The organism is Streptomyces durocortorensis (genome assembly GCF_031760065.1).
Lineage (GTDB): Bacteria > Actinomycetota > Actinomycetes > Streptomycetales > Streptomycetaceae > Streptomyces.
This window is the reverse complement of sequence record NZ_CP134500.1, coordinates 7,095,128-7,121,121: the sequence shown is the minus strand read 5'-3', so window position 1 is coordinate 7,121,121 and position 25,994 is coordinate 7,095,128. Positions and strand designations below refer to the sequence as shown.

The window sequence follows — 25,994 nt, the reverse complement described above, 5'->3', positions numbered from 1 at the left end:
GGGCCGCTTTCCGGCCGTCGCGCCCGACCGCCGTACGGGCCCGCCCCGAACGCGTAAGCTCGGCGAATGGCCAAGTACCTTGACGTACACCCCGAAAATCCCCAGCCGCGCACCATCGCCACGGTGGTCGACAGCATCCGCTCCGGTGCGCTCGTCGCGTACCCGACCGACTCGTGCTACGCGCTGGGCTGCCAGTTGGGCAACCGCGACGGCATCGGCCGGATCCGGTCGATCCGGAATCTCGACGACCGTCACCACTTCACGCTGGTGTGCCACGACTTCGCGCAGCTGGCACAGTTCGTCCGTGTGGACAACGACGTGTTCCGTGCCATCAAGGCGGCGACGCCCGGCAGTTACACCTTCATTCTCCCGGCGACGAAGGAGGTGCCCCGCCAGCTGATGCACCCGAAGAAGAAGACGGTCGGCGTGCGCATCCCCGACCACGTCGTGACGCAGGCCCTGCTCGCCGAGCTCGGCGAGCCGCTGCTCTCCAGCACGCTGCTGCTGCCGGACGAGGAAGAACCGCTGACGCAGGGCTGGGAGATCAAGGAGCGGCTCGACCACGAGGTGGACGCCGTGGTCGACTCCGGCGACTGCGGCACCGAGCCGACCACGGTCATCGACTTCTCCGGTGACGAGCCCGAGATCGTACGCCGGGGCGCCGGGGACCCGTCCCGCTTCGAGTGATTCGAGTGAACGGCGCGTCGGTGGGTGCGGCGGGTCAGCGGCTGCGGGCCGCCCCCGCGCACCCCCTCCCCGGTGCGTGTCACCACAACGGTGGAACTCGCACCGGCGGTCGGCCGAGCGCCCGCGCCGAGCGGGACGCGAGCCCGTTCACCGCCGGACCGTCCGGGCCGGGGATGCGCGGCCGCCAGGCGCGTCGCAGGGTGGACCCATGGCGAATCCCCCGATCGTCATCCACCGGCCGACCCCTTCGGGCGGCCGCCGGGTGACCGTGCACTACGAAGGCCGGGACGAGATACTCGGGCTGGCCCACAGCGACCACGACGTCATCGTGTTTTTGACCGAGGCGGGCCTGGAGGAACCGGACCGGATCCTCGACAACCCGGTCTGGGTGGAGTGGCGGGGCGGCAGGGCCCACCGCTACGAGGCGGCCTGAGGCGTCGCAGCGCCGCCGAGCAGGTCGTGCACCTCCTCGGCGCTGATTTCCCGAAGCTCCTCCGCGAGCAGGATCCAGCGGGTGATACCCACGGATTCGAGGAACGCCAGGTCGTGCCCGGCGATGACGAGGGCGCCCTCGTAGGACTCCAGAGCGCTTGTCAGCTGCCGCACACTGGCCAGGTCGAGGTTGTTCGTCGGTTCGTCCAGCAGAAGCAGCTGCGGGGCGGGAGCAGCGAGCATCGTCGCCGCGAGAGCGGCCCGGAAGCGTTCGCCACCCGAGAGGGTGCCCGCGAGCTGCTCCGCGCGGGCCCCCTTGAAGAGGAACCGGGCCAGCTGGGAGCGGATCTGGTTGTCGGTGGTGCCGGGAGCCGTGCGGGCGACGTTCGCGGCCACGCTCGACGTGTCGTCGAGGACGTCCAGCCGCTGCGGCAGGAACTTCAGCGGCACGGACGCCGTCGCCTCGCCGGAGCTCGGTGCGAGCTCCCCGGACAGCGTCCGAAGCAGGGTCGTCTTGCCCGCTCCGTTACGGCCGACCAGGGCGATGCGTTCGGGTCCCGTCACCTGGAGGCCGGCCTCACGCAGCCGGCCGTAGGGGAGGCTCAGGTCCCGTACGGTCAGGACCGTACGGCCCGCGGGTACCGCGGTGTGCGGCAGGCTGATCCGGATCTCGGCGTCCTGGCGGACGTCCTCGGCGGCTTCCTCCCGGCGCTCGCGGGCCTCGTCGAGGCGGTCCTCGTGCAGCCCGCGCAGCCGGCCCGCCGACTCCTGGGCGGAGCGCTTGCGTTCACCGGCGACGATGCGCGGGGCGCGCCGCTGGGCGTCCAGCTTCTTGTCGTGGCGCTGGCGGCGGGCCACCTTGACACGGGTCTCCTCCAGTTCGCGCCGCTGACGCCGTACGTCGGCCTCCGCGGCACGCAGCGTGCGCCCGGCGGCCTCCTGCTGGGTGGCGAGGGCCTCCTGGTAGGCGGACCAGCCGCCCCCGTACCAGCTCACCGAACCGGAGCGGAGTTCGGCGATGCGGTCCACGCGTTCCAGGAGGTCCCGGTCGTGGCTGACGACGATCAGGATGCCGGTGCGCCAGGACTCGACGGCGTCGTAGAGGCGGCGGCGGGCGAACAGGTCCAGGTTGTTGGTGGGTTCGTCGAGGAGGAGGACGTCCGGGCGCTCCAGCAGCAGCGCGGCCAGGCGCAGCAGGACGGTCTCCCCGCCGGAGAGCTGTCCGACGGTGCGGTCCAGTCCGACACCGTCGAGCCCGAGGGAGCCGAGGGTGGCCAGGGCGCGTTCCTCGACGTCCCAGTCGTCGCCGACCGTGTCGAAGTGCTCCTCTTGTACGTCTCCTGACTCGATGGCGCGCAGGGCGGCTCGGCGCGCCGCGATGCCGAGCGCCCCGTCGACGCGCAGTTCGGTGTCCAGGGTGATGTTCTGGGGCAGATGGGCGAGGCGGCCGCCGACGGCGACGGACCCCGCGGTGGGCCGCAGCCGTCCGGCGAGCAGGCGCAGCAGGGTCGACTTGCCGGTGCCGTTGGCGCCGACCAGGCCGGTGCGGCCGCGGGGGACGGTGAGGGAGAGACCGTCGAAGGCGTTCGTGCCGTCGGGCCACCGGAAGGTGAGCTGGGAGGCGGCCACGGAGGCGCCGGGCGCGGTGGGATGGCTCATGGGGTTCTCGCAGTCGCAGAAGCGGAAGGAACGGGGCTTCGTATGCGAACAGCACGCGGCGACCGGGCCGGAGACCGGAGGAAAAGGTGGGAGGAGCAGTCCTGCGAAGGCGGGGAACGGCTCAGCACCGAGGTCGCATGCACGCGGAAGTCACGGACGGCAGATCTGCCGACAACGTCGTGACCAGGTACGGGCCTGGGCCGTACCGCGCGATGATCGCGGACCTCAGATGCGCAACGTCCACCTCTATCGGAGACAACAGGACGCGGTCAGGCTACCGGAGGCGCTGCCCGGGCGTCGAGGACGTTTCCTACGGGGTGCTCTGCGGGGCCGGTGCGGGGGCCGGGTCCGCGGCGGCGGGTGTGCGAGGTGCGGGCAGGTGGACGCCGGGCGGTACGACGGGGGTCCTGCGGATGGCGAGGGTGCCGAGGACGGCGGCGAGGCCCGCCAGGGCGAACCCGTAGGGCGGGGTGGCGCCCATGGGGTGGGTCTCGTACACCAGGGCGGCCGACAGCACGACCAGGATCGCGGAGACCCTGCCGTACGGTGCGGTGGCGGCGACCACCGCCATGCCCCACAGCAGGTACCAGGGCTGGACCATGGGCGAGAGAGCGACCAGGACGAGCAGTGAGAGACCCAGGGCGTGGGCGGGCGTCATGCTGCCCCGCATCGCGCGCCGGGCCAGCAGGACGATCACGACGAGCGCGGCGGCCAGGCCCAGGGTCTGCACGGCGGACTTGACCGGTGCCGGGTCGGTGCCCGCGAGCAGGTGCAGCAGCTCTCCGAGGCCGAGGCCGAGGTCGCTTGGGACGGAGAGCGCGGTGTGGATGTTCGCGGCGACGCCCTGGGTGTGGAGCCAGCCGAAACCGGTGCCGCCGATGAGCGTCGCCGCTCCGGCGACCGCGCACGCGATCAGGCCGGGCGCGAGGAGCCCCTTGGCCCAGCGGCGCGGCTGGGGTCCGGTGGCGGAGGCGTGCACGAGGACGCCGATGAACAGGAGCGCCACGGCCGCTGGGGACTTCACCATCATGGCGAGTCCGACGAGTGCGCTGCCGGTGATCCACCGGCCGCGCAGGGCCAGCACCAGTCCGGCGAGCATGAGGCCGATCATCAGCCCGTCGTTGTGCAGGCCGCCGATCACATGCATCAGCAGGAGCGGGTTGAGGGCGCCCAGCCACAGGGCGCGGCTCTCGCTGTGGCCGTGCTCGCGCGCCAGGCGGCGCAGTGCCCAGACGATCAGGATCAGCGAGGCGAGCGCGATGAGGCGCATGGCCAGGACAGCGGGGACGACCGTTCCGCCGGTGGTCCAGGCGACGGCGGCGGACAGCAGCAGGAAGAGGGGGCCGTAGGGGGCGGGAGTGTCGCGCCAGTGGTTGCCGACGCTCGCGGCCGCGTCGCCGCCGATGCCTCCGGGGTCCAGGGCGGAGGGGCCCACCGTGTAGACGTCGTGCCCTTCGACGACCATCGCGCCCTGGGCGATGTAGCTGTAGACGTCGGCGCTGTAGAGCGGGGGCGCGAGCAGGAACGGGGCCGTCCACCAGGCGAGGGTGACGAGGGTGTCACGGACGGTGGAGGCGGTCCTGCCGTACTGCCACCAGGCGACGACGAGCGCGGTCAGTCCGAGGTAGGCGAGGACGGCCGCGGCCGCCTTGGTGACGGAGCCGTGGTCGGTCCACAGGCCCCAGGGGTCGTGGGCCGGCAGCTTTCCGGAGAACCAGCCACCGACGGCGACCGCCAGCGATCCTGCCGCACCCAGCCGCCGGTGTCCGACCGCACTCATAGCCCACATGACCGGCCAACCTATCGGACGGCTCGCCGGGCGCCCGGGAGAGGTCCGGGAACAAGTCGGGGCGAGGCTCGTCGAGGTCGAGGCCGAGGTTCAGGACGGGTTCGAGCGGCTCTGCTCTTCTCGAACGGCTCGACCAAGACGTTCACCGGCGCGCTCATGTCCGCCCAGGCCGACGCGCTCCTTGCTGACGCTGAAGCCCCAGGCCCCCTCCGGTTTCGGCCGTCGCCCTCGCCCGCACAGCGGAGCATGGTGCGGGGCACGCCTCCCGGCATCGCCGTGCGCGACCGGTCTGCCGGTGCGGGTCAGCACGGCCGCGGGCCGCCTCCCACCGCACCGGTCTTCGGCCGGCTGTCCGGGCGTTCCGCGCCACGGTGGCCAACGCGGCGCCCGCGTAAACCTGTTGGCACGCGAAACCGGGCGTGCCAAGCTGCACCCGTAACGAAGGGGCGTAGCTCAGTGGCCAGAGCACCGGTCTCCAAAACCGCGCGTCGCAGGTTCGATCCCTGTCGCCCCTGCCCACCGCGTGCCGTCCGTCACCGTACGTCGCCGCGCCAGTCCCACTGGTGGCTGTCCGGTGCGCGCGGGCCGTACTCGGCGCGCCCGCCCGGTCCGTACGCACCGATCTCGGTGACCAGGCCGACGCCCTCGCGCAGGTCGGCCTCGCTCCAGTCGGTGACGTCCAGCAGCAGCCCGTCGAGCGGGCCGCCGACCAGCTCGCGGTAGTCGTGGCCCGGCCTCGGCCCGGGGTGGGGATCGTCGTGATCGGTGCCGTACACCCGTCGCTGCCTCATCAGCTCGTCCATGCGGGCAGCATCCCACCGGGCACTGACAACGGCTCGGCACCAGCGTCCATCCGGCCCCTCGCCGGGCCCCGGCACGGCCGCCGAGAAATTGGGTGAGCGCGCGCCCGCGCGGTGTGGCACGCTCCGTCGAATGAGCCTTCCACCGCGTCTGTCCCCTCTGCTGGAACAGTTCGACTTCGCCTGCGAGCGGCTCCTCGGCCGGCTGGCCGGCCCTCTCGTGGACAGCGGCAACGGTGTCGAGATCGGCGTCGCCGCGCTCGGCGACGACGAGTATCTCTGGGAACCCGTGCCCGACTGCTGGTCCGTCCGTCGCCGCCACGACGGGCCCGGGGCCCGGGCGACCAGCCTGACGGGAGCCGGGGACTGGGGCCGGGACTGGGCGGACTCGCCGCATCCCTTCCCGCCGCCGTTCACGACCATCGCCTGGCGGCTGAGCCATCTCAGCGAGATGCTGACACTGCGGGCCGACCACACGAACGGCACCCGTTCCCTGACGCGTGCGGGCTACCGCACCCCGGGGGACGCCGCCGGGGGCCTGGCCGCCTTCGAGGCCGGGGCCGCCGCCTGGCGCGAAGCCCTGCTCGCCGCCGACGACACGGCGCTCGACACCGTCGGACACAGCACCTACCCCAACGGCAGCGACGCCGAGGATCCGTTCCTCGACATCGTCTGGTGGGTCAACCAGGAAGTGCTGCACCACGGCGCGGAGATCGCCCTGATCCGCGACCTGTACCGCGCGCAGCACTCCTGAGCGGCGGACCGGGCGGCCCCGGTTCCCGTCGAGGTCCCGAGGTCGCCGCAGTCGCCGCCCCCGGACACCCGCCATATGATTCAGGGACTAACGCACCGCGGAGCGGCCCATGAACCGGCGTCGGACTCCCCGCTCAGTCAGCGCCGAGGACCTGCTCAACACCTTGCAGAACCTCACTGCCCGCGCTCGGCGGGAGGTGGAATTCCACCAGGCCAGAGTGGAACTCGCGCAGGCCCTTCAGCGAGACATGCTTCCGGCGACCCTGCCCGCGCTCCCCGGCCTCCAGTCGGCGGCCCGCTACGCGCCCGCCCGGCACGGCCTGGACATCGGCGGCGACTGGTACGACGGATTCGCCCTCGCGGACGGCGCCCTCGGGTTCGCCGTCGGCGACGTACAGGGCCATGACGTCGAGGCGGCCGCCTTCATGGGGCAGGTCCGGATCGCGATGCGTGCAATCGCGGGCACGGCGTCCGATCCCGGCGAGGTCATGGGCCGGACCAACGATCTGCTGCTGTCCGTGGACTCCGGGCTCTTCGCGACCTGTACGTTCCTGCGGCTGGACCCCGCGACCTGGGAGCTGCACAGTGCCCGGGCCGGGCACGTGCCCTGCGTGTGGGCCACCGTGGACGGGCGGTCCGGCGTCACGGAGGACCCGGGCGGAATGCCGCTCGGTATCCAGCCCCGGGAGGAGTACCCCGTCACCCGCCGCACCCTCGACTCGGACGGTGCGATCGTGCTGCTCACCGACGGGGTCGTGGAAGGCCCGTCGCTGCTGATCGAGGACGGTCTGGACCGGGTGCGCCGGCTGGTCGCGGCGCACGCGGGGGCCAGCGCGGAGCTGCTGGCCGACGAGGTTCTGGGCGCGGCGGAGCTGACGGGCCACGAGGACGACGCCGCCGTACTGGTCCTGCGGCACGCCGCCGCCCGCCGCGGACCGCGGTGACGCCGGAGCGTGCCGCGCGTGTCAGCTGCCGCCTCCCGCCGTGGTCGGTGTCTGATGAGTGCTGTGATCCGCAGCAAGAAAGCCAGACGTCGGGCCGTGTACGTGGCGCAGGTCCTGGGTGTGACCGGGGCCTACTACCTGTCGGGGCGGCTCGGGCTGATGCGCCAGGTGGTGATCGACGGCGCGGTGGTCACGCCCCTCTGGCCGCCCACCGGTATCGCCCTGGCCGCGCTGCTGTGCCTGGGGGTGCGGGTCTGGCCGGGGATCGCGCTCGGCACGCTGATCACCGTCGCCGACATCGGGGACGCCTTCACCATGAGCCGTCTGGCGATCATGCTCGGCAACACCCTGGCTCCCCTGGCCGCGTACGCCCTGCTACGGAAGGTGGGATTCCGCAGTGAGCTGGTCCGGCTGCGGGACGGTATCTGTCTGGTCTTCCTGGGGGCGTTCGCCGGGATGCTGATCAGCGCCACCATCGGCAGCTTCACGCTGCTGGCCGACGGCAAGGTTCCGCCGGGCCGGTTCTGGCTGGTCTGGTCGTCCTGGTGGGCGGGGGACGCGATGGGGGTCCTGGTGGTCACCCCCGTACTGCTGGTCCTGCGCCGGGTGCGGCTGCCCCGGCTGGACGACCGGTGGCTGGAGGCCGCCGTTCTGGCGGTTGTCGTGGTGGTGGCCGCGCTGATCTCGACTCGCAGCTCGCTGTCCATGATCTACCTGGTGTTCCCGGTGATCATCTGGGCGGCGCTCCGCTTCCAGCTGCCCGGCAGCGCCCCGTGCGCCCTGGTCGTGTCGGTGTTCGCGATCATCGCCGGTACGGACTCCCTGGGACCGTTCGCGGGCCACACCTTGATGGAGATCATGGCCAATCTGACGGTGCTCAACGGATGCGTGGCGCTGACCGCGCTACTGCTCGGGGCGACCGTCGCGGAGCACAAGAACATCCGCCGGGAGACGGAGCACGCGGTCGTGGAGCTGGAGGCCCTGGTCGATCAGCTCGCCCCGCTGTCCAGACCGGGCACGGGGCGGCAGTACGGGGACGGGCGGGAGCGCCCGTTCGGCGGTGGTTCGCACCCGGGGCGCTGAGAGCCCACCGGGGACGCACGTCCTTGGTCAGTACGGCAGGGGGCGGCCGGACGGGGTGCGCAGATCGAGCGGGGGTGGCCCCGAAGGGGGCGGGGGACGACGGACGACGACTCGGATGCGGCCCATTGCCACCACCTCCTCCTGGTCAACCGGTATGTGCCCAGTCGGCGCGGCTTCACACTTCCTGTCGTCCCCGACGGCTGAGGGGCGCTCCTGCCGCCGGTGGCGCGCGGATGCGGGGCAGGCCCGGTGCGGTGACCCTTGATGAGTGGGGGTGAGTCGAGGAGGAGGACGCATGTCCGCACTGGACAAGATCAAGAAGATGTTCAAGGGCCACGAGGACCAGGCCGGCAAAGGTGTCGACAAGGCCGGAGACATGGTGGACGACCGCACCCAGGGCAAGTACAAGAGCCAGGTCGACACCGCCCAGGACAAGCTGAAGCAGCAGTTCGGGGCGGACCGCGACGATGACGGCCCGCCGCGCACCTGAGCCGCTCCGCGGTTCAACGGGCGGCCGCACCGCAGACCGGCCCCTGTCGCGTAAACCCGTTCCATACACCTGTCCCGTGTACCGGTCCGTACCACAGAGAGTGATCTGTGGCACGGACCGGTACGCGTGGCGAAGGTTTTCGGGGATGTCCGCCGGATTCTTGTTATCGTCCCGCCCGCACCGCATCTCCCGAGTGTGGGAAGTGACAGCACCGGACCCCGGAAGAGTGAGCACAGCATGGGCAAGGATCTCCCGACGGCTTTGATCTCCGCGGCGCGGAGCGGCGATCAGCAGGCCAAGGACCGGCTCGTCGCGGCGTACCTGCCCTTGCTGTACAACGTCGTCGGACGTGCGCTGGACGGTCATGCGGATGTCGACGACGTGGTGCAGGAGACCGTGCTGCGGATGCTCCGGGGCCTCCCCGAACTCCGTGATCCGCAGCGGTTCCGTTCCTGGCTGGTGGCGATAGCCATGAACGAGATACGCCAGAACTGGCGCGAGCGGCAGTCGGGTGCGATGCCCGCCGACCGGCTCGACGACGCGTACGACCTCCCGGACCCGCGTGCGGACTTCGTGGAGCTGACCATCCTGGAGCTGGGGCTGACAGGCCAGCGACGCCAGGTGGCGGAGGCGACCCGGTGGCTGGACGAGGACGACCGCGCCCTGTTGTCCCTGTGGTGGCTGGAGACCGCCGGGCATCTGTCCCGGGCCGAGGTCGCCGCTGCCCTGGAGCTCACCCCGCAGCACACCGCCGTACGGGTGCAACGGATGAAGGCCCAGCTGGAGGCGGCGAGGGTCGTGGTGGGCGCGCTGGCGGCCGATCCGCCGTGCGTTCTCCTGGAGGACCTGGTCGCCGGATGGGACGGGGTCCCGTCCGCTCTGTGGCGCAAGCGGCTGGCCCGGCACGCCCGTGAGTGCACGGTGTGCTCGGGGCACGGTTCGGGGCTGGTGCCCGCCGAGGGGCTGCTCGTGGGGCTGGCCCTGGTCCCGGTGGCGGCGGCCGCCGGGGCGGGCGCGGCGCCGGAACTGCTCGCCGCGGCCGGTCTCGCGCCGCTGGGGCAGTTCCCCACGGGCGGTGTCCCACCGCTGGACCAGTACGCCACGGCCGGTGCCACGGCGCCGGAGCTGGTCGCGACGACCGCGCATCTGCGGGTGCCGGGCGCGGACGCCGACGCGCACGCCGATGTGCTCGGGTCGGGCCGCGCCGGGCGCAGACGGGTGCAGGCCCGGCGGCGCCGCCGGAACTCCGCCATCGCGGCGGTGGTCGCGGTGGCGGCCCTGGGCACCGGCGGTGCGGCGGTGCACCTGTACACCGACGGCGAGGACCGGGACGCGACGACCGTCACCGCCGACGCTCCTGCCCCCCGTACGGAGGTCCCCACGTCGGCTGCGGCGTCCCCGTCCGCCTCGGCCTCCCCGTCGGCTTCCGCGTCCCCCAGCGCCTCGGCGTCGCCGAGCCCTTCTCGTACACCCAAGGCGAAGCCGAAGAAGAGCACCCCGCCGCCGCCTGCGCCCAGCTCCGCTCCCCGGGCGCCCAAGCCCACTCGGCCCGCCCCCGCGCCGCCCGCCCCCGCGGGCACCGCCGCGCAGGTCACCGAGCTGGTCAACGCGGAACGGGCGAAGGCGGGGTGCGGGCCGGTGAGCGTCAACGACCTGCTCAACACCGCGGCCCAGCGGCACTCCGCGGACATGGCGGCCCGCGACTACTTCTCGCACACGTCGCCGGACGGCACGGACCCGGGCGACCGGATCACCGCCGTCGGATACCGCTGGTCCACCTACGGCGAGAACATCGCCAAGGGGCAGCGGACGCCGGCCGATGTGATGAAGGCGTGGATGAACAGTCCGGGCCACCGGGCGAACATCCTCAACTGCTCCTTCAAGGAGATCGGTGTGGGCAAGCAGGAATCCGGCGACGGTCCGGTGTGGACCCAGAAGTTCGGAGCGCGCTGAGCCCCGGGCCGGAGCCGACCCCGGCTCCGGTGATCGTGCGGGGCTCACCCGCTGACCGGCTGATCCGGCTGATCCGGCTGATCAAGGGGTCATCCAGTGGCGGACCACTCGACGGGGGTGCGGTGCTGCGGGGCGCCTACCGCTCCCTCCACGCGGCGCACCGGTCGTCCGCGCACTGTGACTCCCTGTGCCCCTAGGATGCGGCGATGATCACTGAACTGCAATGCGTGGTCCTCGACTGCCGTGCCCCGCGGGAACTGGCCGACTTCTACGCGTCGTTGCTCGGCGGAGAGGTCGACCGGCCCGACCCGCGGTGGGACTGCGATACGTGCTGGTCCACGCTGCACACGCCCGGTGGGCTCGTCCTGGCCTTTCAGCGGGTGGCGGACCACCGGCCGCCCCGCTGGCCCGATCAGGATCCGCCCCAGCAGCTCCATCTGGACTTCGGCGTCGCCGACCTGGACGAGGCCCACGAGCAGGTCCTGGCCTGCGGGGCGTCCCTGCTCGACGCGGGGGACGACCGGCGCGGCTGGCGCGTGTACGCCGATCCCGCCGGTCACCCCTTCTGTCTGGTACGCCACTGAGGGACGGACTCGTGGAGCCCGCCCGGGCCCGGGTCAGCGCAGAAGCAGCGTCAGTACCGGCGCAGTGTCACCGCAGAAGCAGCGTCAGCACCGTGCAGACGCCGGTGGCCGCCCCCACCGTCGCGGTAGAGACTGCGACGCAGCGGGTCCGGAGCCGTGCGTAGCGTTCGGAGTACTCCTCGCGCAGTTCGTCCGCTCGGTCGCGGATGCGGGTGAGCGACTCCCGGGAAGCGTCCACCCGTTCGGTGACGTACACGCGCTCCACGTCCTCGCGCTGTGCCGTGGTCAGCCAGGGCAGTTGATCGGTGAAGCGGCGTGCCTGCCGCCGTGCCCCTTCGACCTCGGCGTTCCACAGCAGAAAGCCTTCGAGCTGCGCCAGGCCCCGGGCACTCTCCTTGTCGGGTTTCACCCGTCCTCCTTGTCCGTCGGGCCGTCCTTCCCGGTGGCCGCCCTCAATCCTGCTTGTCGCCCGGTGCAATGACCGTGGAGCTGTGGGGACGGTTGGACGCCTCGTCGAGAGCACGGAACGCGGGGTGGTGCAGGTCGAACGCCGGGGATTCGGACCGAATTCGCGGCAGGGTGACGAAGTTGTGGCGCGGCGGCGGGCAGGAGGTCGCCCATTCAAGCGAACGACCGTATCCCCAGGGGTCGTCGACCTCGATCTTCTTACCGTACTTGGCGGTCTTCCAGATGTTGTAGAAGAACGGCAGGAGCGACAGCCCGAGCACGAAGGACGAAATGCTGGAGATCGTGTTCAGCGCGGTGAACCCGTCCGCCGCGAGATAGTCGGCGTAACGCCGAGGCATTCCCTCGGCACCAAGCCAGTGCTGAACGAGAAACGTTCCATGGAATCCAACGAAGAGCGTCCAGAACGTCACTTTCCCAAGCCGTTCATCGAGCATCTTCCCAGTGAACTTCGGCCACCAGAAATGGAATCCGGCGAACATCGCGAAGACCACGGTACCGAAGACCACATAGTGGAAATGGGCGACCACGAAGTACGAATCGGAGACATGGAAGTCCATCGGCGGCGAGGCGAGGATGATCCCGGTCAGCCCGCCGAAGAGGAAGGTGACCAGGAAGCCGACCGACCACAGCATCGGGGTCTCCATCGAGATGGACCCCTTCCACATCGTGCCGATCCAGTTGAAGAACTTCACACCGGTTGGTACGGCGATCAGGAACGTCATGAAGGAGAAGAACGGCAGGAGTACGGCCCCGCTGACGAACATGTGGTGCGCCCATACGGTCGCGGACAGGCCCGCGATGGCGATCGTGGCCGCGACCAGGCCGATGTAGCCGAAGACCGGCTTGCGGCTGAAGACCGGGAAGATTTCGGTGACGATACCGAAGAACGGCAGGGCGATGATGTACACCTCGGGGTGGCCGAAGAACCAGAAGAGGTGCTGCCACAGCAGTGCGCCTCCGTTGGCAGGGTCGAAGATGTGGGCACCGAACTTACGGTCCGCCTCCAGCGCCAGCAGGGCCGCGGCCAGAACCGGGAACGCCAGCAGAACCAGCACACCGGTCAGCAGAACGTTCCAGACGAAGATCGGCATGCGGAACATCGTCATACCGGGTGCGCGCATGCAGATGATCGTGGTGATGAAGTTGACCGAGCCCAGGATCGTGCCGAAGCCGGAAAAGGCCAGACCCATGATCCACATGTCGGCGCCGATACCCGGCGAGCGGACCGCGTCGTTCAGCGGCGCGTAGGCGAACCAGCCGAAGTCGGCCGCACCCTGTGGAGTCAGGAAACCCGCGACCACGATGAGCGAGCCGAAGAGGTACAGCCAGTACGCGAACATGTTCAGCCGCGGGAACGCCACATCGGGCGCGCCGATCTGCAGCGGCATGATCCAGTTCGCGAACCCGGCGAACAGCGGCGTCGCGAACATCAGCAGCATGATCGTGCCGTGCATCGTGAACGCCTGGTTGAATTGTTCGTTCGAGATCAACTGGGTTCCGGGACGCGCCAGTTCAGCACGCATGACCAGGGCCAGCAGCCCTCCGACGCAGAAGAACACGAAGGAGGTGACGAGGTAGAGCGTGCCGATCGTCTTGTGGTCCGTGGTGGTCATCCACTTGATGACGACGTTGCCCGGTTCCTTGCGCCGTACCAGCACTTCGTCCTGGTCGGCAGCATCGGTCTCCACCGGTTGCGAGATGCCTCTCGTCGTCACTACGACGCTCCTTCGGTCGACGGCCCGTGCGGACTCGGCGACCAGAATGGACCCGCGGTGATCGGTGCGGTGGGACATCCCTCCCCGCCCGGCGCGAGCGGCGGGCAAGGACACTCAAATGGCCTACACCCGTGCGCCGCTCCGCGCTGCGCAGCCGGGCCAAATGCATGCCAACGTCCGGGACGCGACCGGATATTCCTTCCCCGGTGTCGGAATAGCTCCCCTGGTCGCGGAGTTGGTGAAACGACAGAACCACCTCTTCACCACTCGGCAAGCTTCGGAAGGTCGGACCCATGAAGATCGGTATTATCGGCGCGGGCAACATCGGCGGAAACCTGACTCGGCGCCTGACCGCCCTCGGACACGAGGTTTCGGTCGCCAATTCCCGTGGCCCCCATACACTGACCGCCCTCGCCGTGGAGACCGGTGCAACGCCGGTGGCCGCATCGGAGGCGGCGAAGGGCGCCCGCATCGTCGTCGTAACGGTCCCCCTCAAGGCCGTGCCCGATCTGCCCGACGGCTTCCTGGCCGGTGCAGCGGATGACGTCGTGGTCATCGACACCGGCAACTACTACCCGCAGCAGCGCGACGGCCGCCTCGCCGCCATCGAGGACGGGCTGCCCGAGAGCCGGTGGACCGAGCAGCAGATCAACCACCCGGTGATCAAGGCGTTCAACGGAACGTACGCCCAGGACATCCTGGACCAGGGCAAGCCGCAGGGCACCCCGGGCCGGCAGGCGCTCCCGGTCGCCGGTGACGACGCGGCGGCCAAACAGACCGTGCGTGACCTCATCGACGAGCTCGGCTTTGACACCGTGGACGCCGGAGGCCTGGATGAATCCTGGCGCCAGCAGCCCGGCACGCCGGTGTACGGGAACCGGGGCGATGCCGACGCGATCACGAAGGCCCTCGCGGAGGCGTCGCCGGAGCGTACGGCGGAGTGGCGCGCCTGAGAAGGGCGGGGCGGGGGGCCGGGGGGCCTGCTGTGAGCGGGGGCCATTATCTGCGATGGTCCGCTGTGGGCGGGGGGCCGGAGTACCCCCGGCCGCTCACGTCGGCCTGCCCTCCCTCATCGGACTCAGACCTCCCCCATCACGGTGACCAGAACGGCAGATGGAACGCAGCGGTGATCGGGGCGCTCACTCTCATACCTGGTGGGCCGACAGCTGCGGGCGGTGGTGACCGTGGTCGTCGAACCGGAGCCCCTACCGCCAGAGGTACTGCGGGGTCTGGCCGGGTCGTCGCGCATACCCGGGTCTGCGTGGCATACCCGACCTGCCGGCCGACGTACGGGTACGGGCACGGGTCGCGAGCCTGACGAGAGCAGCGGACACGTTGGCCGGCGCCCGGTACCGGAACCCGGCCCCTGGCACCGCCACCTGTCCCCCTGCCGCCCCGCCTCCACCATGACTACTCGCGAGTAAGGTGTGGGCTCGGGACATCGGATGTCGGCTCCACGGCCTGTCCGGCTCCCGGCGCTGGTCTGACTACGGCCGTGGACAAATGGAGTCGCGCCATGCCTCGCACCACGTCCGTAGCGGACAGCATCATCATCCACGCCAGCCCCGCCCAGGTGTACGAACAACTCAGCGACCCCACCGCGATGGGCCGCTGGAGCCCGGAGAACCGAGGGGCGACCGTGCGCGGAGAGCGGCGGAGTGCGTACGTCGGCATGGTCTTCGAAGGCCGCAACAAGCGAGGGGTGGCGCGCTGGACCACACGCTGCACGGTGACGGCGGCCGATCCGGGCGAGCGCTTCGCGTTCCGGGTCCACGCGATCGGTCTGCGGCGGCCGCGGCTCCGGGGGCCGATCGCCACCTGGGAGTACCGCTTCGAGGTAGTGGACGGGGCAACCCGGGTCACCGAGACCTGGACCGATGACCGCCGCTCCTGGCCGGACTTCCTGGCCCATGCCTTCGACCGCGTGGCCACGGGCGGGAAGACGTTCGCCCAGTTCCAGCGCGGCAACATCCGAACGACACTCAAACGCCTCAAGGCGGCTCTGGAGGAAGATGTCAGGGGGACCATCGCCCCGTGATGCGACGGGCGGCGGCGCGGTCTAACCGGCCCAGTGCGTCGGGCGGCTCAGGGCTGCGGGGAGGGCTGTTTTCGCGTTGCCCTTGGCCGCGTTGACCTGAGACTGGGTGAGGAACAGGCTCCCGGTGAGATCGGCGCCGGAGAGGTCCGCGTCGCGGAAGTCCGCCCCGATGAGGTCGGCCAGACGCAGGTCAGCACCGGCGAGGTCGGCGGCGATGAGGTAGGCCCCGCGGAGATCCGCTCCACGCAGGTCCGCGCCGCGCAGCCGGGCTCCGATGAGGTCGGCGCCCCGATGGTTGCGCTTCCTGCGGCGCGGCGCGGCGGCCCGGACCAGTTCGCTGGTGCGCAGGAGAAGGCCGGCGACCCGGTCCCGGTGGGTGGCGACATCGAGTTCCGCGAAGTCGACGGCGGGGCGCGCGGTGTGCCGTTCCGTCGCCTCCAGAGCTCGGCGGATCTCGCCGTGCAGCGGGCGGGCGGCAGGCAGGGCGAGCGCCTCAGTGAGATACCAGAGGAGTTCGTGGAGCTGGCGCATCACCGGGAACACCTGGAACATCTGCGCGGCGGTGTCGGGGGACGAACGCCAGTCTCGGCCGCCGTAGGTCACCTGGGAGACCTTCTGCCCGGCGCCGAAGCAGTCGTACACGGTGCAGCCGGAGAAACCCTCGGGCCGTAGCCGGGTGTGGATCCCGCAGCGGAAATCGTCCTGGAGGTTGGGGCAGGGCCGACCGGCGGGCTTGTCGATGGCGAAGTCGGAGGAGGCCGTCAGCGTCAGAGCGACACAGCAGAGGGCGAAACAGTTCGTGCAGTCCGCGCGCAGATCCTCCTGTGCCTTCCGTCCGGTCTCGGGCAGGGCGGTCGGATCGTCGTCGGGGACGTGGTCGGGCACGGTTGCGGGTCCTCGCTGGGTGGTGCTGCGGGAGGTGCGGCAGTGAAACTGGGGCAGTGGTTGCTGTGGTGGCTGGACACAGGATTCTAATGAGGGGGTGGGGCCGGGGCGAACCCGGTGCATGTTCATACGCCCTCCCGGAGGCCGATCGGCTCGGGCCACCTGCCCGATCCCGGGCACACTTGGCGCGTACGTATCACGCGGTGGGAGGGGTGCATGGACACCGAGGACAGCACCGGTTTTGAGCCCGCGACCGGTGACGGCCCGCCGTCGGGTGAGTCCGCCGAGCGGCGGGCCGCTTCAGTGCGGACCGCGCTCCAGGGGCTGCTGCAGATCCGTCGCCTCACCGGTACCGGAGAGGCCGATCCTGAGGCCGTACCGGCGCTGTGGGAACGGAAACGTCCGGTGCGGGCCGTCGCCCTGGCCCTGGAGAGTTCGGGGGCCGCTCCATCGGGGGTCGACGCGTCAGGGCGCCGGGTGGCGGCCGGGTACCGGGTGCTGGAGGGCGAGTCGGCTGGGTCGGTACGGGTCGAGTGGGCCGGGCCGCCGAGAAGCGGTGCTGTGCACGACGAGGAGGAGGCCCTGGCCGGTTGCGCGGCCGCGTTGCGGCGGCTCGGCTGGACGGTGCTGCTGTATCGAGGGCCCCGCAGGCGGCGATACCTGGAGGTCGAGCCCCCGGGCGGGTTGTCCGGTGGGCGCGGCGAGGCTTGAGGGGGCGTTGTCAGACCCATAGGAGATGCTTGACGGTCCGACAGCTCTGACGAGGGGATGCTGAGATGGACAAAGACGAGCTGGCCGCGGCGCAGGCGTACGTACGCCTGCTGGAGGCCACCCGGGCAGCGCTCGCGGACGCGGACGCCGCGCCGGTGTATCTGCCCTTGCTCACCTCACCGATGCGGGAGGCCGACCAGGCGCTGCGCAGTGCGGGGCTGACGGGGAATGAGGACAAGCTGTTCGCCCTCGTGCGGGCGTTGCAGCCGAGCCTGTCCGGCAGCGACAGATAGGCACTACGGGGTGGGGGCGGCGGAGCCGGAAGCCAGGCCGAGTTCCTGTTCGCCGGGGCCGAGGGGGGTGAAGAAGCGGGCGACCTGCTGTTCGTCGACCTCGGCCAGGGTCGCGGGCTTCCACTGCGGGCTGCCATCCTTGTCGATGATCCTGGCCCGGATGCCCTCGACGAAGTCGGGCTGTTCGAAGACCCGGCTGGACACGCGGAACTCTTGGTCGAGGACGGCCTCCAGGCTGTCCAGCCGGGCCGCCCGGCGGACGGCCTCGATGGTGACCTTGAGCGCGAGAGGCGACTTGGTCAGGAGTTCGGCCGCCGTGTCCGCCGCCTCGGGGACACCGCTGTCCCGCAGCCGCCGGATGATCTCCTCGACGGTGTCCGCGGCATAGCAGGCGTCGATCCAGGCGCGCTGCGCGGCGAGTTCACCGGCGGGCGCCTCCGTGGCGAACTGGCCCACAGCCCGGGCGACCTCGGCGGCGGTGTCCGTCGCGGCGAGGGCTTCGGTCAGCGCCGGCAGGTTCCGGGCCGGGACGTGGTGGTCGGCGAGGCCGCACAGGAGGGCGTCGTCCGCTCCGACGGACCGGCCGGTGAGGGCGAGGTGGGTGCCGAGTTCACCGGGTGCGGCGGCCAGCAGCCGGGTGCCGCCGACATCAGGGACGAAGCCGATGGCGGTCTCGGGCATGGCGACGCGTGAGCGTTCGGTGACGACGCGGATTCCGGCATGGGCCGACACTCCGACTCCGCCGCCCATCACGATGCCGTCCATCAGGGCGACGTACGGCTTGGGAAACCGGGCGATGCGGGCGTTGAGGCGGTACTCGTCGCGCCAGAACGCCAGGGACGCGCGGCCCGAGGCCCGCGCGTCGTCGTGAAGAGCGCGGATGTCGCCGCCCGCGCACAAGCCCCGGTCCCCCGCCCCGGCCAGCACCACGGAGACCACCGAGTCGTCCCGCTCAGCGCGGGCCAGGGCCTCGTCGAGCAGCCCCACCATGGTGTGGCTGAGTGCGTTGAGGGCCCGGGGGCGGTTGAGGGTGATGCGCAGGCAGTGGCCGTGCATCTCCAGCAGGACGGGCCGTTCATCGTTCATGCATGCGCTCCGCTCACTGGTCGCCAGGCCAGCTGGTCGCCTGGTCATCTGGACATCTCGCCGGTCACACGGACTGGGGCACCTGGGGCGGCCGTCCTGTGTCCGGTTCCGGACGGGCCTCGCCCGCCATTCTGCGACGCCCCGCCGGGCCGGGAGACCCGGGGGTCCGCCCTGGGAACCTCGTAGACGCGCAGTGCGCAACAAAAGCGTGAGCCGCTGTGGCACTCCGGTGGAAGCGGCTCGACAATTGAGGCCTACGGGGCGCACCGACGCACGGCCCCGCCGGACGACCTCCGGAGCAGGAATGACCGACGACGAACGGCGGCAGGACGCCGAAGCCTCTCCGCTCCGCCGGATCGACCGGAAGACCAACGGTGAGATCCGGCCGACGGAACGCCTTGCCATGAATCGGACCGGCAGCTTCGACTGGGATCTGGACGCCCGGACCCTGGACATCGACGAGGCCGGGCTGATGGTGTTCGGTGTGGATCCGGCGACGTTCGACGCGCGTCCGGGCACCCTGCTGGAGCACTTGGAGCCTGCGGAACGGGCGCGGCTCGACGTCACGATCGATGAGGCCATCACCGGCGGCAGCAATTCCTACAGCGTCCACTTCCGCGTACCGCTGGACGACGGGACCATCCAGTGGACCCATGTGCAGGCCCGCATCCTGCGTTCGAAGGACGGCAGGGCCCATCGGATCGTGGGGGTCGTCCGGGACGCGACGGCGGAAGTCACCCATTCGGCCTTCGTGCTCGATCTGGAAAAGCGGCGGCAGCGCCAGACCAACATCGTTGAACGCACAACGAGCGCGATGTCACGTGCCGTGACCGTGGACGACGTGACAGCTGCGCTCACCGGCCCCGGCGGGCTGGCCAGGCTCGGCGCGGACGGACTCGCGCTCGGGCTCGTAGAGAACTCCGCGCTGAACATCGTGGCGCTGAGCGGCGAGTCGCTGGAGGTGCTGGACGGGCTGGGCTCCGGCGATCTGGACCGCGATCTGCCCCTCGCGGACACGATCCGCAGCGGCCGCCCCCGGTTCATCACCTCCCTTGCCGCACTGGCCCGCCGGTATCCGGAACTGGAGCCACACCTGGGGAAGCTCAGGTTCCGGGCTGCCGCGTATCTTCCGCTGGTGGCACAGGCCCGGTCGCTGGGCGGACTGGCCCTCTTCTACCGGGAGCGCACGGTCTTCAACGCGGACGAGCGCATACTGTGCCTGGGCCTGGCCGCCATCGTGGCCCAGTCACTGCAACGGGCGATGCTCTTCGATGAGGAGCGGGAGTTCGCCACCCAGCTTCAGTCCGCGATGCTCCCGCCCCGGATACAGGACGTCGAGGGCGGCGAGATCGCGGTGCGCTATCACGCCGCTTGGAGCGGTCGGCAGGTCGGCGGGGACTGGTACGACGTGATCACCCTCCCCAACAACCGCTACGGGCTGGTGGTGGGAGACGTGCAGGGGCACGACACCCACGCCGCCGCGATCATGGGCCAGTTGCGCATCGCCCTTCGCGCGTACGCCGCCGAGGGGCACCCGCCGGCCACGGTCCTGGCGCGGGCCTCCCGCTTTCTCGCCGAGCTGGATACCGACCGCTTCGCGACCTGCACCTACGCCCAGGTCGACCTGGCGTCCGGGGCGGTACGGGTGGTCCGGGCCGGACACCTCGGTCCGTTGATCCGGCACACGGACGGCCGGGTCGGCAGCCCGCAGGTCCGCGGCGGCCTGCCGCTGGGCATCTCGACGGACCTCCACGACGAGGAGTACCCGGAGACCCGGCTCGATCTGGTGCCCGGTGAGACCTTCGTGCTGTACACCGACGGCCTGGTCGAGGAACCCGGCGCCGACCTCGACACCGGGGTGGACGCCCTGCGCAACGAGGTGAGCGCCGGGCCCGCGGGGGCGGAGGCCTTGGCCGATCATCTGTCGGAGCGGTTGTGGGAACGGTGGGGGTCGGGGGACGACGTGGCGCTCCTGGTCCTGCGCCGGAGTCCTGATGTGGGGTCGACCCACGCACCCCGGCTCCACCAGTACATCCATCAGGCGGACCCCGAAGGCCTCTCGGACGCCCGGGCGATCGTGCGGGAGGCTCTCGCCGACTGGCATCTGGCCGAGTTCGCCGACGACGCGGAGCTGGTCACGGGTGAGCTGCTGGTGAACGTGCTGCTGCACACCGAGGGCGGGGCCGTCCTGACGCTGGAGGTGCTGCCCGAACCGGTGCGGCGGATCCGGTTGTCGGTCCAGGACCGGTCGAGCGCCTGGCCTCGGCGGCGTACACCGGGTGAGACCTCGACCTCGGGCCGGGGGCTGCTCCTGCTCGACGCGGTCGCCACCCGCTGGGGTATCGAGCCGCGCGGGGAGGGCAAGGCCGTCTGGTGCGAGATCGGTCCCCCGCCTCCGGCGGCCACCACGCCCCCGTCGACGGCCAACGGCCAAGGATGAAAGGCGTGCCGGGACGAGGGGTGTGCCGTATCGCTTCCGCGGCGAGGCACACCCCTTGGACGCCGGAGCGTCAGTTCTGGTCGGTGCGCCGCTTGCGGACGGCCCAGAGGATGCCGCCGCCGGCCAGCAGCACCGCGACAGCGGCGCCGCCGATGACCGGCGTCGCCGACGACGAACCGGTCTCGGCCAGGTCCGGCGAGCCGGGGCTCGGGGCGGGCGCGGCGGGCGCGGACTCCGAAGGCTCCGCGCTGGGCGTGGCGCTGGGCGCGGGCGGCTCGGTGACCGCGGTCTCCGACGGCACCGGCTCGCTCGGGGTCGACTCGCTCGGCGTGGGCACGGAGCTCTCCCCGCACACCGCGGCCGTCTTCGTCTTGTCGATCGAGTGCTCGCCGTCGCCGTCGGCGTCCTTGACGACGAGTCGGACCGTCACCGGCTTGTCGTGCTCGGGAAGCGTCAGCTTCCGGTGGAACTCACTGCCGAACGTCTCCGTGGGGAGCAGGTCCTTGCCGTCCACCGAAACCGTCACCGTGTTGGGGACGTCGCTCGTGTAGTTGGTGAGGTCGATGCTCACCTCGGAGCAGGTCACGGCCCAGGCGGGGGTGTGAGCCGTGGCCGGACCGGCGGAGAGGACGCCTCCGGTCAGACCGACGACCGCAGCGGCCACGAGAGCTCCCGCGCCACGCCACGATCTCCTGGGTATGGTCATGGGTTCTTCCTCCAGATGAATCTCCGCCCGAATGGCGGTGGGGCGCACAGTACTGCCCCCACCCCGGGAGATCGCAGCCACCCCGCACATCTCTCCGCCGGACCAACTCCTGCCATAGGCCCGCTACTTCTGACAAGGCGGACAGCCGTCCCGTCGTGCTGCCCTCAGGCGGTGGCCGAATGAGAGGGTGGCTCACACACGCCCTCTGTTCCGCCTGCGCGCCTTGACCTGGAGCCTGACCCTTTCTATGCGCTTGCTGCTGATCCGCCACGGCCAGACACCGTCCAACCTCGGCCACTTTCTGGACACGGCGCGGCCCGGGCCCGGTCTCACCGATCTGGGTCTGCGTCAGGCCGCGGCCCTGCCAGGGGCTCTCGCCGGGGAGGACATCGCCGCTCTGTACGCCTCCACCTTGACGCGTACGCAGCTCACCGCCGCTCCCCTGGCCGACGAGCAAGGCCTCGACGTACTGATCCGGGACGGCATCCGCGAACTTTCGGCCGGCGATCTGGAGATGCGGGCCGACGAGGCAGCGGCCCGGCAGTACCTGACGACCGCCTTCGCCTGGTCCGCCGGGGACACCGCACGCCGGATGCCCGGCGGTGAGAACGGCGTCGAGGCCCTGTCGCGCTTCGACGCGGTGGTGGCCGAGGCAGCAAGCTCCCTGGCCGCCGGCGCACCCGGCGCTCCCCGGACCGTGGCTCTCGTCAGTCACGGCGCCGCGATCCGCGTATGGACCGCCGCCCGCGCCCGGAACGTGACGGTCGCGTTCGCCGCCGAACATCGTCTGGACAACACGGGCGTGGTCGTCGTCGAAGGATCGCCCGGCACCGGCTGGACAGCCCTGTCGTGGGCTGGGACGGTCGTCCCTCCGATCACCGCGAACGGCTCGGAGGGCGCCGGTCCGGCGGGCCGGGCGTTCCCGACTCCCGGCAGCTGACTGTCACAGGGCCTTGTACATGATGTGCAGTCCCACATAGCCCTCGGTCGGATGGTTGAAGCCCTCCGGAAGGGTGCCGATCACATCGAAGCCAATCGACCGGTACAGCTTGACCGCGTGGGTGTTGGTCTCGACCACCGCGTTGAACTGCATCGCGCGGTAGCCCTCGGCGCGAGCCCATGCCACCGAGTAGTCGCACAGCGCCCGCCCCACGCCCCGGCCGGAGTGCGCGGGATCGACGAGATAGGTGCCGCTGGCGATGTGCGAACCGTTGCCCATGTGATTGCGGTTCATCTTCGCCGTGCCGAGCACTGTCCCGGCCTCGTCGACGGCGACGACCACGCGGCTCGGCGCCGCGACATACCACCAGCCTTCGGCGTCCTCCCTGCTGAGATCGAGCGGGTAGGTGAGTGTCTCGCCCGCGGCAATGATCGAATGAAAGAACGGCCAGATGGCGGGCCAGTCCTCGCGGGTTGCTTCCCTGATCAACATCGGCACAGCATGGCTGATCCGAGGGCCGTTCGCGAGGACTTATCCGGCGCCCCGGCCGCGCCACCCCAACCTGGCCAGCAGCCCCCTCCCGCATGGCCTTCGCGTTACCACCGCCCGTGCGGGTCCAGGTGGTGGTGTGGGCGTGGGTGTCTGTGCCGTTGCTCGTGCCGGGGCGGGAGGCGGTGCCACTACCCGTACCGGTGCCTGCGCCTTCGTCTGCGCCTCTGCCTCTGCCTCTGCCTCTGCCTCTGCCCGCGACCGTACCCGTACCGGTGTCGTCCGAGGCCTTGCGCCGTCTCCGGGACGTGGTGCGGGCCGGTCCTCGCGGGCCCGGTCCAGCTCCAGAGTCAGGTTGACCCGCCGCCAGAGGAGCTCGTCGGGGTCGTCCGCCAGCAGCAACTCCCCCATGGCTTCCCTGGCCGCCGTGGACGCCGGGCGCCCGAAGACCGGCTCCGGCCGGACCCGTACGAGATAGCCCCGTTCATAGGGGTCCTCCACCACCTCCGCCAGTTGCACAGCGTCAAGCGCCGATGCCTGGACCGCCGCTCGCGCCCACGCGTCATCCGTACGGCACAGCAGCCGGTCGATGCGCTGCGAGCGCCAGTTGCGCGCCCGCCAGTCGGCACCCGCCTCCAGCATCGAGCGCATCCCCAGCGGCGTCCGCCCGGCGAGCAGCTCCGGCTCCCGGAGCGCCAGGGCGGCGAGTTCGTCGGCGAGGTAGAGCCAGACCACCGCGCGATACCGGTTCAGATAGAACGTGACCGGCGAGACGCAGCCCGCGCGCGCCAGCCGGGTGAACCGGGCCGGAGCGATGCCGAGCAGGTCGGCTCCTTCGGCGGTGCCGACCGTCCGGACCCGTTCCGCCAGGTCGTCGGGGAACCCCGGCTGCTCGCGCAGGCGCGCGATCTCCTTCTCATGCACCCGGGGCCGCCCGCCTCCCGGCCCACTGCCGACAGTGATCAGCCCCAGGTGCACCGCCAGCTCGAACTCGGCCCGCCGGAGCCCCAGCTCCTGGGCCGCGCGCCCGGCGGCGACCGTCGCCGCCGGGGTGTCGCACGGCGGCAACGCGCCTGCGTCCAACCCCCGTTCGGCGGTCTGCCCGGTGTGCTGCCGGATCGCGTCCTCGCCCAGCGCACCGCCGGCCCCGCCATACCCGCGGGTCGCTTCCTTGATCGTCATGACCGTCCTCCCCCGTGCGGCTCGAATACTCTCCGTGATCACGGTAGCCCGAGGGAGTCATCTCGCGTCGACCCTGTGGATAACTTCTCGCCGACAGCGATACGCGCAGCTCAGAAGGGGCTGATGCCCTCCGGTCCACCCTGGCGCACGGCGACGCCGAGGTGTTCGCCGACCCGGTTGACGAGGAGGGTCATCTCGTAGGCGACCTGTCCGACATCGGCCTCGGCCGCGGTCAGCACGCTCAGGCAGCTGCCGTCCCCCGCCGCCGTCACGAAGAGCAGTGCCTCGTCGAACTCGATCATCGTCTGGCGGGCCCTGCCCGCCCGGAAGTGGCGTCCCGATCCGCGCGCCAGACTGTGGAGGCCGGAGGAGACCGCCGCCAGGTGTTCCGCGTCCTCGCGGGCGAGCCCGGTACTGGCGCCGGTGACCAGTCCGTCGTTCGACAGCACCAAGGCGTGCCGTATGTGTTGCACCCTGCCGGTCAGATCGTCAAGGAGCCAGTCAAGTCCTCGGTCAAGCGCCACTGCTCGTCCTCCCCGTACCTTCGTTCCCCGTACCCCGCTACGCGCGTAAGCCTCGCGCACGGGTCCCGCAGGGGCAAGCGCCCCCCACCGCCCGGGGTGCCGCTTCGCGCCAAGCGGACAGCGGGCTCAGGATGGGCGCATGGCACATCACATGACCGATGAAGAATGGCGGGCCTTCCTCTCGGAGGGCACCCGCACCGCGAAGATCTCGACGGTGCGGGCCGACGGCAGTCCGCATATCGCTCCCGTCTGGTTTCTGCTCGACGGCGACACAGTGGTCTTCAACACCGGCAAGGGGAGCGTGAAGGGCCGCAATCTCGCGCGCGACGGACGATTGGCCCTGTGCGTCGACGACGATCGGCCTCCGTACGCGTTCGCCGTGGTACAGGGCCGTGCCGAGCTGAGCGAGGATCCCGCGGAACTGCTGCGGTGGGCGACGCTGATCGCAGGCCGCTACGTGGGGGCCGACGCCGCCGAGGAGTTCGGCAGGCGCAACGGGGTGCCCGGTGAACTGGTCGTGCGGGTGCGCATCGACAAGGTGGTCGCGATGGCCGACATGGCCGGCTGAGCGGCGCGGGCCTGCCCGGGGCCCGTCAGCCGACGGAGTCGAGGAGCCGGGCGGTGTGCATCCGTCCGGCGTACTCGACCGTACGGATCAGGACGTCCTTGCCGGAGTCCCGGTCGCGGGCGTCGCACAGCACGACGGGGGTACCCCGGTCCAGGTCCAGGGCGTGCGCGACGTCGTGTTCCGTGTGGGCGGGGGCGTCTGCGAAGCGGTTGACGGCGACGACGAACGGTATGCGCCGGTGCTCGAAGTAGTCGACGGCCGCGAAGCAGTCCGCAAGCCGACGGGTGTCGGCGAGGACGACCGCGGCGAGGGCTCCCTCGCACAGCTCGTCCCAGAGAAACCAGAAGCGGTCCTGGCCCGGCGTGCCGAACAGGTAGAGGGACAGGCCCGAGTGGATGGTGATACGGCCGAAATCCATCGCCACCGTCGTGGCGGTCTTCCGCTCCACCCCGTCGGTGTCGTCCTGGTCGCGCCCGCTCTCGCTGAGCAGTTCCTCCGTGCGCAGCGGGCGGATTTCGCTGAGCGCCCCGACCAGCGTCGTCTTCCCGGCTCCGAAGCCGCCCGCCACCACGATCTTCAGGGTCAGTGCGATGTCCCGGCCGCTCCCGGTACCGGTTCGGTCGGCGTGGGGGCTCTCGGCGCTGTCGAATTGCTCGGAGGGCATGCGTCACTTCTCTCACGAGTCGTTCGGAAATCGCTACGGTGCGACAGCATGACAACCGGCCGCCCCCACCTGAGCGGGTTGATCGCTCTTGACCGATGCGGCTTGATCATG

26 protein-coding genes, 1 tRNA gene and 2 pseudogenes are annotated in these 25,994 nt (G+C 70.9%); 16 read left to right on the top strand and 13 right to left on the bottom strand.

Annotation, left to right across the window (positions count from 1 at the left end; genetic code table 11):
• The first annotated feature begins 66 nt into the window (after nucleotides 1–66).
• Both RI138_RS31495 and RI138_RS31490 read left to right on the top strand, forming a co-directional pair.
• Nucleotides 67–687, top strand: a complete 621-nt coding sequence (locus RI138_RS31495; protein ID WP_096624146.1) for an L-threonylcarbamoyladenylate synthase — start codon at nucleotides 67–69, stop codon at nucleotides 685–687.
• 208 nt (nucleotides 688–895) lie between these two features.
• Nucleotides 896–1,120: a hypothetical protein gene (locus RI138_RS31490; RefSeq protein ID WP_096624144.1), complete on the top strand. Its 225-nt coding sequence runs from the start codon at nucleotides 896–898 to the stop codon at nucleotides 1,118–1,120.
• Nucleotides 1,121–1,301: 181 nt separating this feature from the next.
• Here the strand turns inward: RI138_RS31490 and RI138_RS32475 are convergent.
• From RI138_RS32475 to mptB, 3 genes and pseudogenes are all read right to left on the bottom strand, one after another.
• Nucleotides 1,302–1,683 (bottom strand): annotated as a pseudogene (locus RI138_RS32475) (ATP-binding cassette domain-containing protein); the annotation flags it as partial.
• A gap of 495 nt (nucleotides 1,684–2,178) precedes the next feature.
• A pseudogene (locus tag RI138_RS32470) lies at nucleotides 2,179–2,778 on the bottom strand (ATP-binding cassette domain-containing protein); the annotation flags it as partial.
• A gap of 310 nt (nucleotides 2,779–3,088) precedes the next feature.
• On the bottom strand, nucleotides 3,089–4,567 hold the full coding sequence (gene mptB / locus RI138_RS31480; RefSeq protein ID WP_311122653.1) for a polyprenol phosphomannose-dependent alpha 1,6 mannosyltransferase MptB: 1,479 nt from the start codon (nucleotides 4,565–4,567) through the stop codon (nucleotides 3,089–3,091).
• Nucleotides 4,568–5,009: 442 nt separating this feature from the next.
• Here mptB and RI138_RS31475 point away from each other — a divergent pair.
• Nucleotides 5,010–5,082 (top strand) — tRNA-Trp (locus tag RI138_RS31475).
• An 18-nt stretch (nucleotides 5,083–5,100) separates the two neighbouring features.
• Here RI138_RS31475 and RI138_RS31470 read toward each other — a convergent pair.
• Entirely contained in the window at nucleotides 5,101–5,370 is a 270-nt protein-coding gene (locus tag RI138_RS31470) for a hypothetical protein (protein ID WP_096624138.1), read from the bottom strand.
• Between the two features lie 130 nt (nucleotides 5,371–5,500).
• Here RI138_RS31470 and RI138_RS31465 point away from each other — a divergent pair, with 130 nt between their 5' ends.
• The 6 genes from RI138_RS31465 to RI138_RS31440 all read left to right on the top strand — a co-directional run bounded on the left by RI138_RS31465 (nucleotide 5,501) and on the right by RI138_RS31440 (nucleotide 11,174).
• Entirely contained in the window at nucleotides 5,501–6,121 is a 621-nt protein-coding gene (locus RI138_RS31465; protein WP_311122652.1) for a DinB family protein, read from the top strand.
• Nucleotides 6,122–6,230: 109 nt separating this feature from the next.
• Complete coding sequence (locus RI138_RS31460; RefSeq protein WP_311122651.1) at nucleotides 6,231–7,064, top strand: PP2C family protein-serine/threonine phosphatase; 834 nt, start codon at nucleotides 6,231–6,233, stop codon at nucleotides 7,062–7,064.
• 63 nt (nucleotides 7,065–7,127) lie between these two features.
• Nucleotides 7,128–8,147, top strand: a complete 1,020-nt coding sequence (locus tag RI138_RS31455; protein ID WP_311123068.1) for an MASE1 domain-containing protein — start codon at nucleotides 7,128–7,130, stop codon at nucleotides 8,145–8,147.
• A gap of 295 nt (nucleotides 8,148–8,442) precedes the next feature.
• Nucleotides 8,443–8,637, top strand: coding sequence for an antitoxin (locus RI138_RS31450; protein ID WP_311122650.1), 195 nt, complete (start codon nucleotides 8,443–8,445; stop codon nucleotides 8,635–8,637).
• A gap of 237 nt (nucleotides 8,638–8,874) precedes the next feature.
• Nucleotides 8,875–10,590 carry a sigma-70 family RNA polymerase sigma factor gene (locus tag RI138_RS31445; protein WP_311122649.1) on the top strand — a complete coding sequence of 572 codons (1,716 nt, stop codon included), beginning with the start codon at nucleotides 8,875–8,877 and terminating at the stop codon, nucleotides 10,588–10,590.
• A 206-nt stretch (nucleotides 10,591–10,796) separates the two neighbouring features.
• On the top strand, nucleotides 10,797–11,174 hold the full coding sequence (locus RI138_RS31440; RefSeq protein ID WP_311122648.1) for a VOC family protein: 378 nt from the start codon (nucleotides 10,797–10,799) through the stop codon (nucleotides 11,172–11,174).
• A gap of 67 nt (nucleotides 11,175–11,241) precedes the next feature.
• Here RI138_RS31440 and RI138_RS31435 read toward each other — a convergent pair whose 3' ends face one another.
• Together RI138_RS31435 and ctaD are read right to left on the bottom strand one after the other, a co-directional pair.
• Nucleotides 11,242–11,583, bottom strand: coding sequence for a hypothetical protein (locus RI138_RS31435; protein WP_311122647.1), 342 nt, complete (start codon nucleotides 11,581–11,583; stop codon nucleotides 11,242–11,244).
• A gap of 43 nt (nucleotides 11,584–11,626) precedes the next feature.
• Nucleotides 11,627–13,357 carry an aa3-type cytochrome oxidase subunit I gene (gene ctaD / locus RI138_RS31430; protein WP_096624124.1) on the bottom strand — a complete coding sequence of 577 codons (1,731 nt, stop codon included), beginning with the start codon at nucleotides 13,355–13,357 and terminating at the stop codon, nucleotides 11,627–11,629.
• A 293-nt stretch (nucleotides 13,358–13,650) separates the two neighbouring features.
• Here ctaD and RI138_RS31425 point away from each other — a divergent pair, with 293 nt between their 5' ends.
• Together RI138_RS31425 and RI138_RS31420 are read left to right on the top strand one after the other, a co-directional pair.
• On the top strand, nucleotides 13,651–14,310 hold the full coding sequence (locus RI138_RS31425) for an NADPH-dependent F420 reductase (RefSeq protein WP_311122646.1): 660 nt from the start codon (nucleotides 13,651–13,653) through the stop codon (nucleotides 14,308–14,310).
• Between the two features lie 563 nt (nucleotides 14,311–14,873).
• Entirely contained in the window at nucleotides 14,874–15,395 is a 522-nt protein-coding gene (locus RI138_RS31420) for an SRPBCC family protein (RefSeq protein ID WP_311122645.1), read from the top strand.
• A 21-nt stretch (nucleotides 15,396–15,416) separates the two neighbouring features.
• Here RI138_RS31420 and RI138_RS31415 read toward each other — a convergent pair whose 3' ends face one another.
• The gene (locus tag RI138_RS31415; protein ID WP_398864405.1) at nucleotides 15,417–16,244 is read right to left on the bottom strand and encodes a pentapeptide repeat-containing protein; all 828 of its coding nucleotides are present in this window, start codon (nucleotides 16,242–16,244) and stop codon (nucleotides 15,417–15,419) included.
• Nucleotides 16,245–16,496: 252 nt separating this feature from the next.
• On the opposite strand from RI138_RS31415, the gene RI138_RS31410 reads away from it, so the two are divergent.
• Together RI138_RS31410 and RI138_RS31405 are read left to right on the top strand one after the other, a co-directional pair.
• Nucleotides 16,497–16,991 carry a hypothetical protein gene (locus tag RI138_RS31410; protein ID WP_096624118.1) on the top strand — a complete coding sequence of 165 codons (495 nt, stop codon included), beginning with the start codon at nucleotides 16,497–16,499 and terminating at the stop codon, nucleotides 16,989–16,991.
• Nucleotides 16,992–17,056: 65 nt separating this feature from the next.
• A complete protein-coding gene (locus RI138_RS31405) occupies nucleotides 17,057–17,284 on the top strand; it encodes a hypothetical protein (RefSeq protein WP_096624116.1) in 228 nt (75 codons plus the stop codon).
• A gap of 3 nt (nucleotides 17,285–17,287) precedes the next feature.
• On the opposite strand, the gene RI138_RS31400 is transcribed toward RI138_RS31405, so the two are convergent.
• Entirely contained in the window at nucleotides 17,288–18,370 is a 1,083-nt protein-coding gene (locus tag RI138_RS31400) for an enoyl-CoA hydratase/isomerase family protein (protein WP_096624114.1), read from the bottom strand.
• A 304-nt stretch (nucleotides 18,371–18,674) separates the two neighbouring features.
• Here RI138_RS31400 and RI138_RS31395 point away from each other — a divergent pair, with 304 nt between their 5' ends.
• The gene (locus RI138_RS31395; RefSeq protein ID WP_311122643.1) at nucleotides 18,675–20,810 is read left to right on the top strand and encodes a SpoIIE family protein phosphatase; all 2,136 of its coding nucleotides are present in this window, start codon (nucleotides 18,675–18,677) and stop codon (nucleotides 20,808–20,810) included.
• Nucleotides 20,811–20,880: 70 nt separating this feature from the next.
• Here RI138_RS31395 and RI138_RS31390 read toward each other — a convergent pair whose 3' ends face one another.
• Nucleotides 20,881–21,516 carry an LAETG motif-containing sortase-dependent surface protein gene (locus tag RI138_RS31390; RefSeq protein ID WP_311122642.1) on the bottom strand — a complete coding sequence of 212 codons (636 nt, stop codon included), beginning with the start codon at nucleotides 21,514–21,516 and terminating at the stop codon, nucleotides 20,881–20,883.
• A 247-nt stretch (nucleotides 21,517–21,763) separates the two neighbouring features.
• Here RI138_RS31390 and RI138_RS31385 point away from each other — a divergent pair, with 247 nt between their 5' ends.
• Nucleotides 21,764–22,456, top strand: a complete 693-nt coding sequence (locus RI138_RS31385; RefSeq protein WP_311122641.1) for a histidine phosphatase family protein — start codon at nucleotides 21,764–21,766, stop codon at nucleotides 22,454–22,456.
• Nucleotides 22,457–22,459: 3 nt separating this feature from the next.
• On the opposite strand, the gene RI138_RS31380 is transcribed toward RI138_RS31385, so the two are convergent.
• The 3 genes from RI138_RS31380 to RI138_RS31370 all read right to left on the bottom strand — a co-directional run bounded on the left by RI138_RS31380 (nucleotide 22,460) and on the right by RI138_RS31370 (nucleotide 24,651).
• Complete coding sequence (locus RI138_RS31380) at nucleotides 22,460–22,948, bottom strand: GNAT family N-acetyltransferase (protein WP_311122640.1); 489 nt, start codon at nucleotides 22,946–22,948, stop codon at nucleotides 22,460–22,462.
• A gap of 39 nt (nucleotides 22,949–22,987) precedes the next feature.
• A complete protein-coding gene (locus RI138_RS31375; RefSeq protein WP_311122639.1) occupies nucleotides 22,988–24,127 on the bottom strand; it encodes a DUF6397 family protein in 1,140 nt (379 codons plus the stop codon).
• A gap of 110 nt (nucleotides 24,128–24,237) precedes the next feature.
• Entirely contained in the window at nucleotides 24,238–24,651 is a 414-nt protein-coding gene (locus RI138_RS31370; protein WP_311122638.1) for a roadblock/LC7 domain-containing protein, read from the bottom strand.
• Between the two features lie 139 nt (nucleotides 24,652–24,790).
• Here RI138_RS31370 and RI138_RS31365 point away from each other — a divergent pair, with 139 nt between their 5' ends.
• Nucleotides 24,791–25,219 (top strand): PPOX class F420-dependent oxidoreductase, encoded by a 429-nt coding sequence (locus RI138_RS31365; RefSeq protein WP_311122637.1) that lies wholly within the window; start codon nucleotides 24,791–24,793, stop codon nucleotides 25,217–25,219.
• A gap of 25 nt (nucleotides 25,220–25,244) precedes the next feature.
• Here the strand turns inward: RI138_RS31365 and RI138_RS31360 are convergent, their stop codons facing one another.
• A complete protein-coding gene (locus tag RI138_RS31360; RefSeq protein WP_311122636.1) occupies nucleotides 25,245–25,883 on the bottom strand; it encodes a GTP-binding protein in 639 nt (212 codons plus the stop codon).
• Between the last annotated feature and the right edge of the window lie 111 nt (nucleotides 25,884–25,994).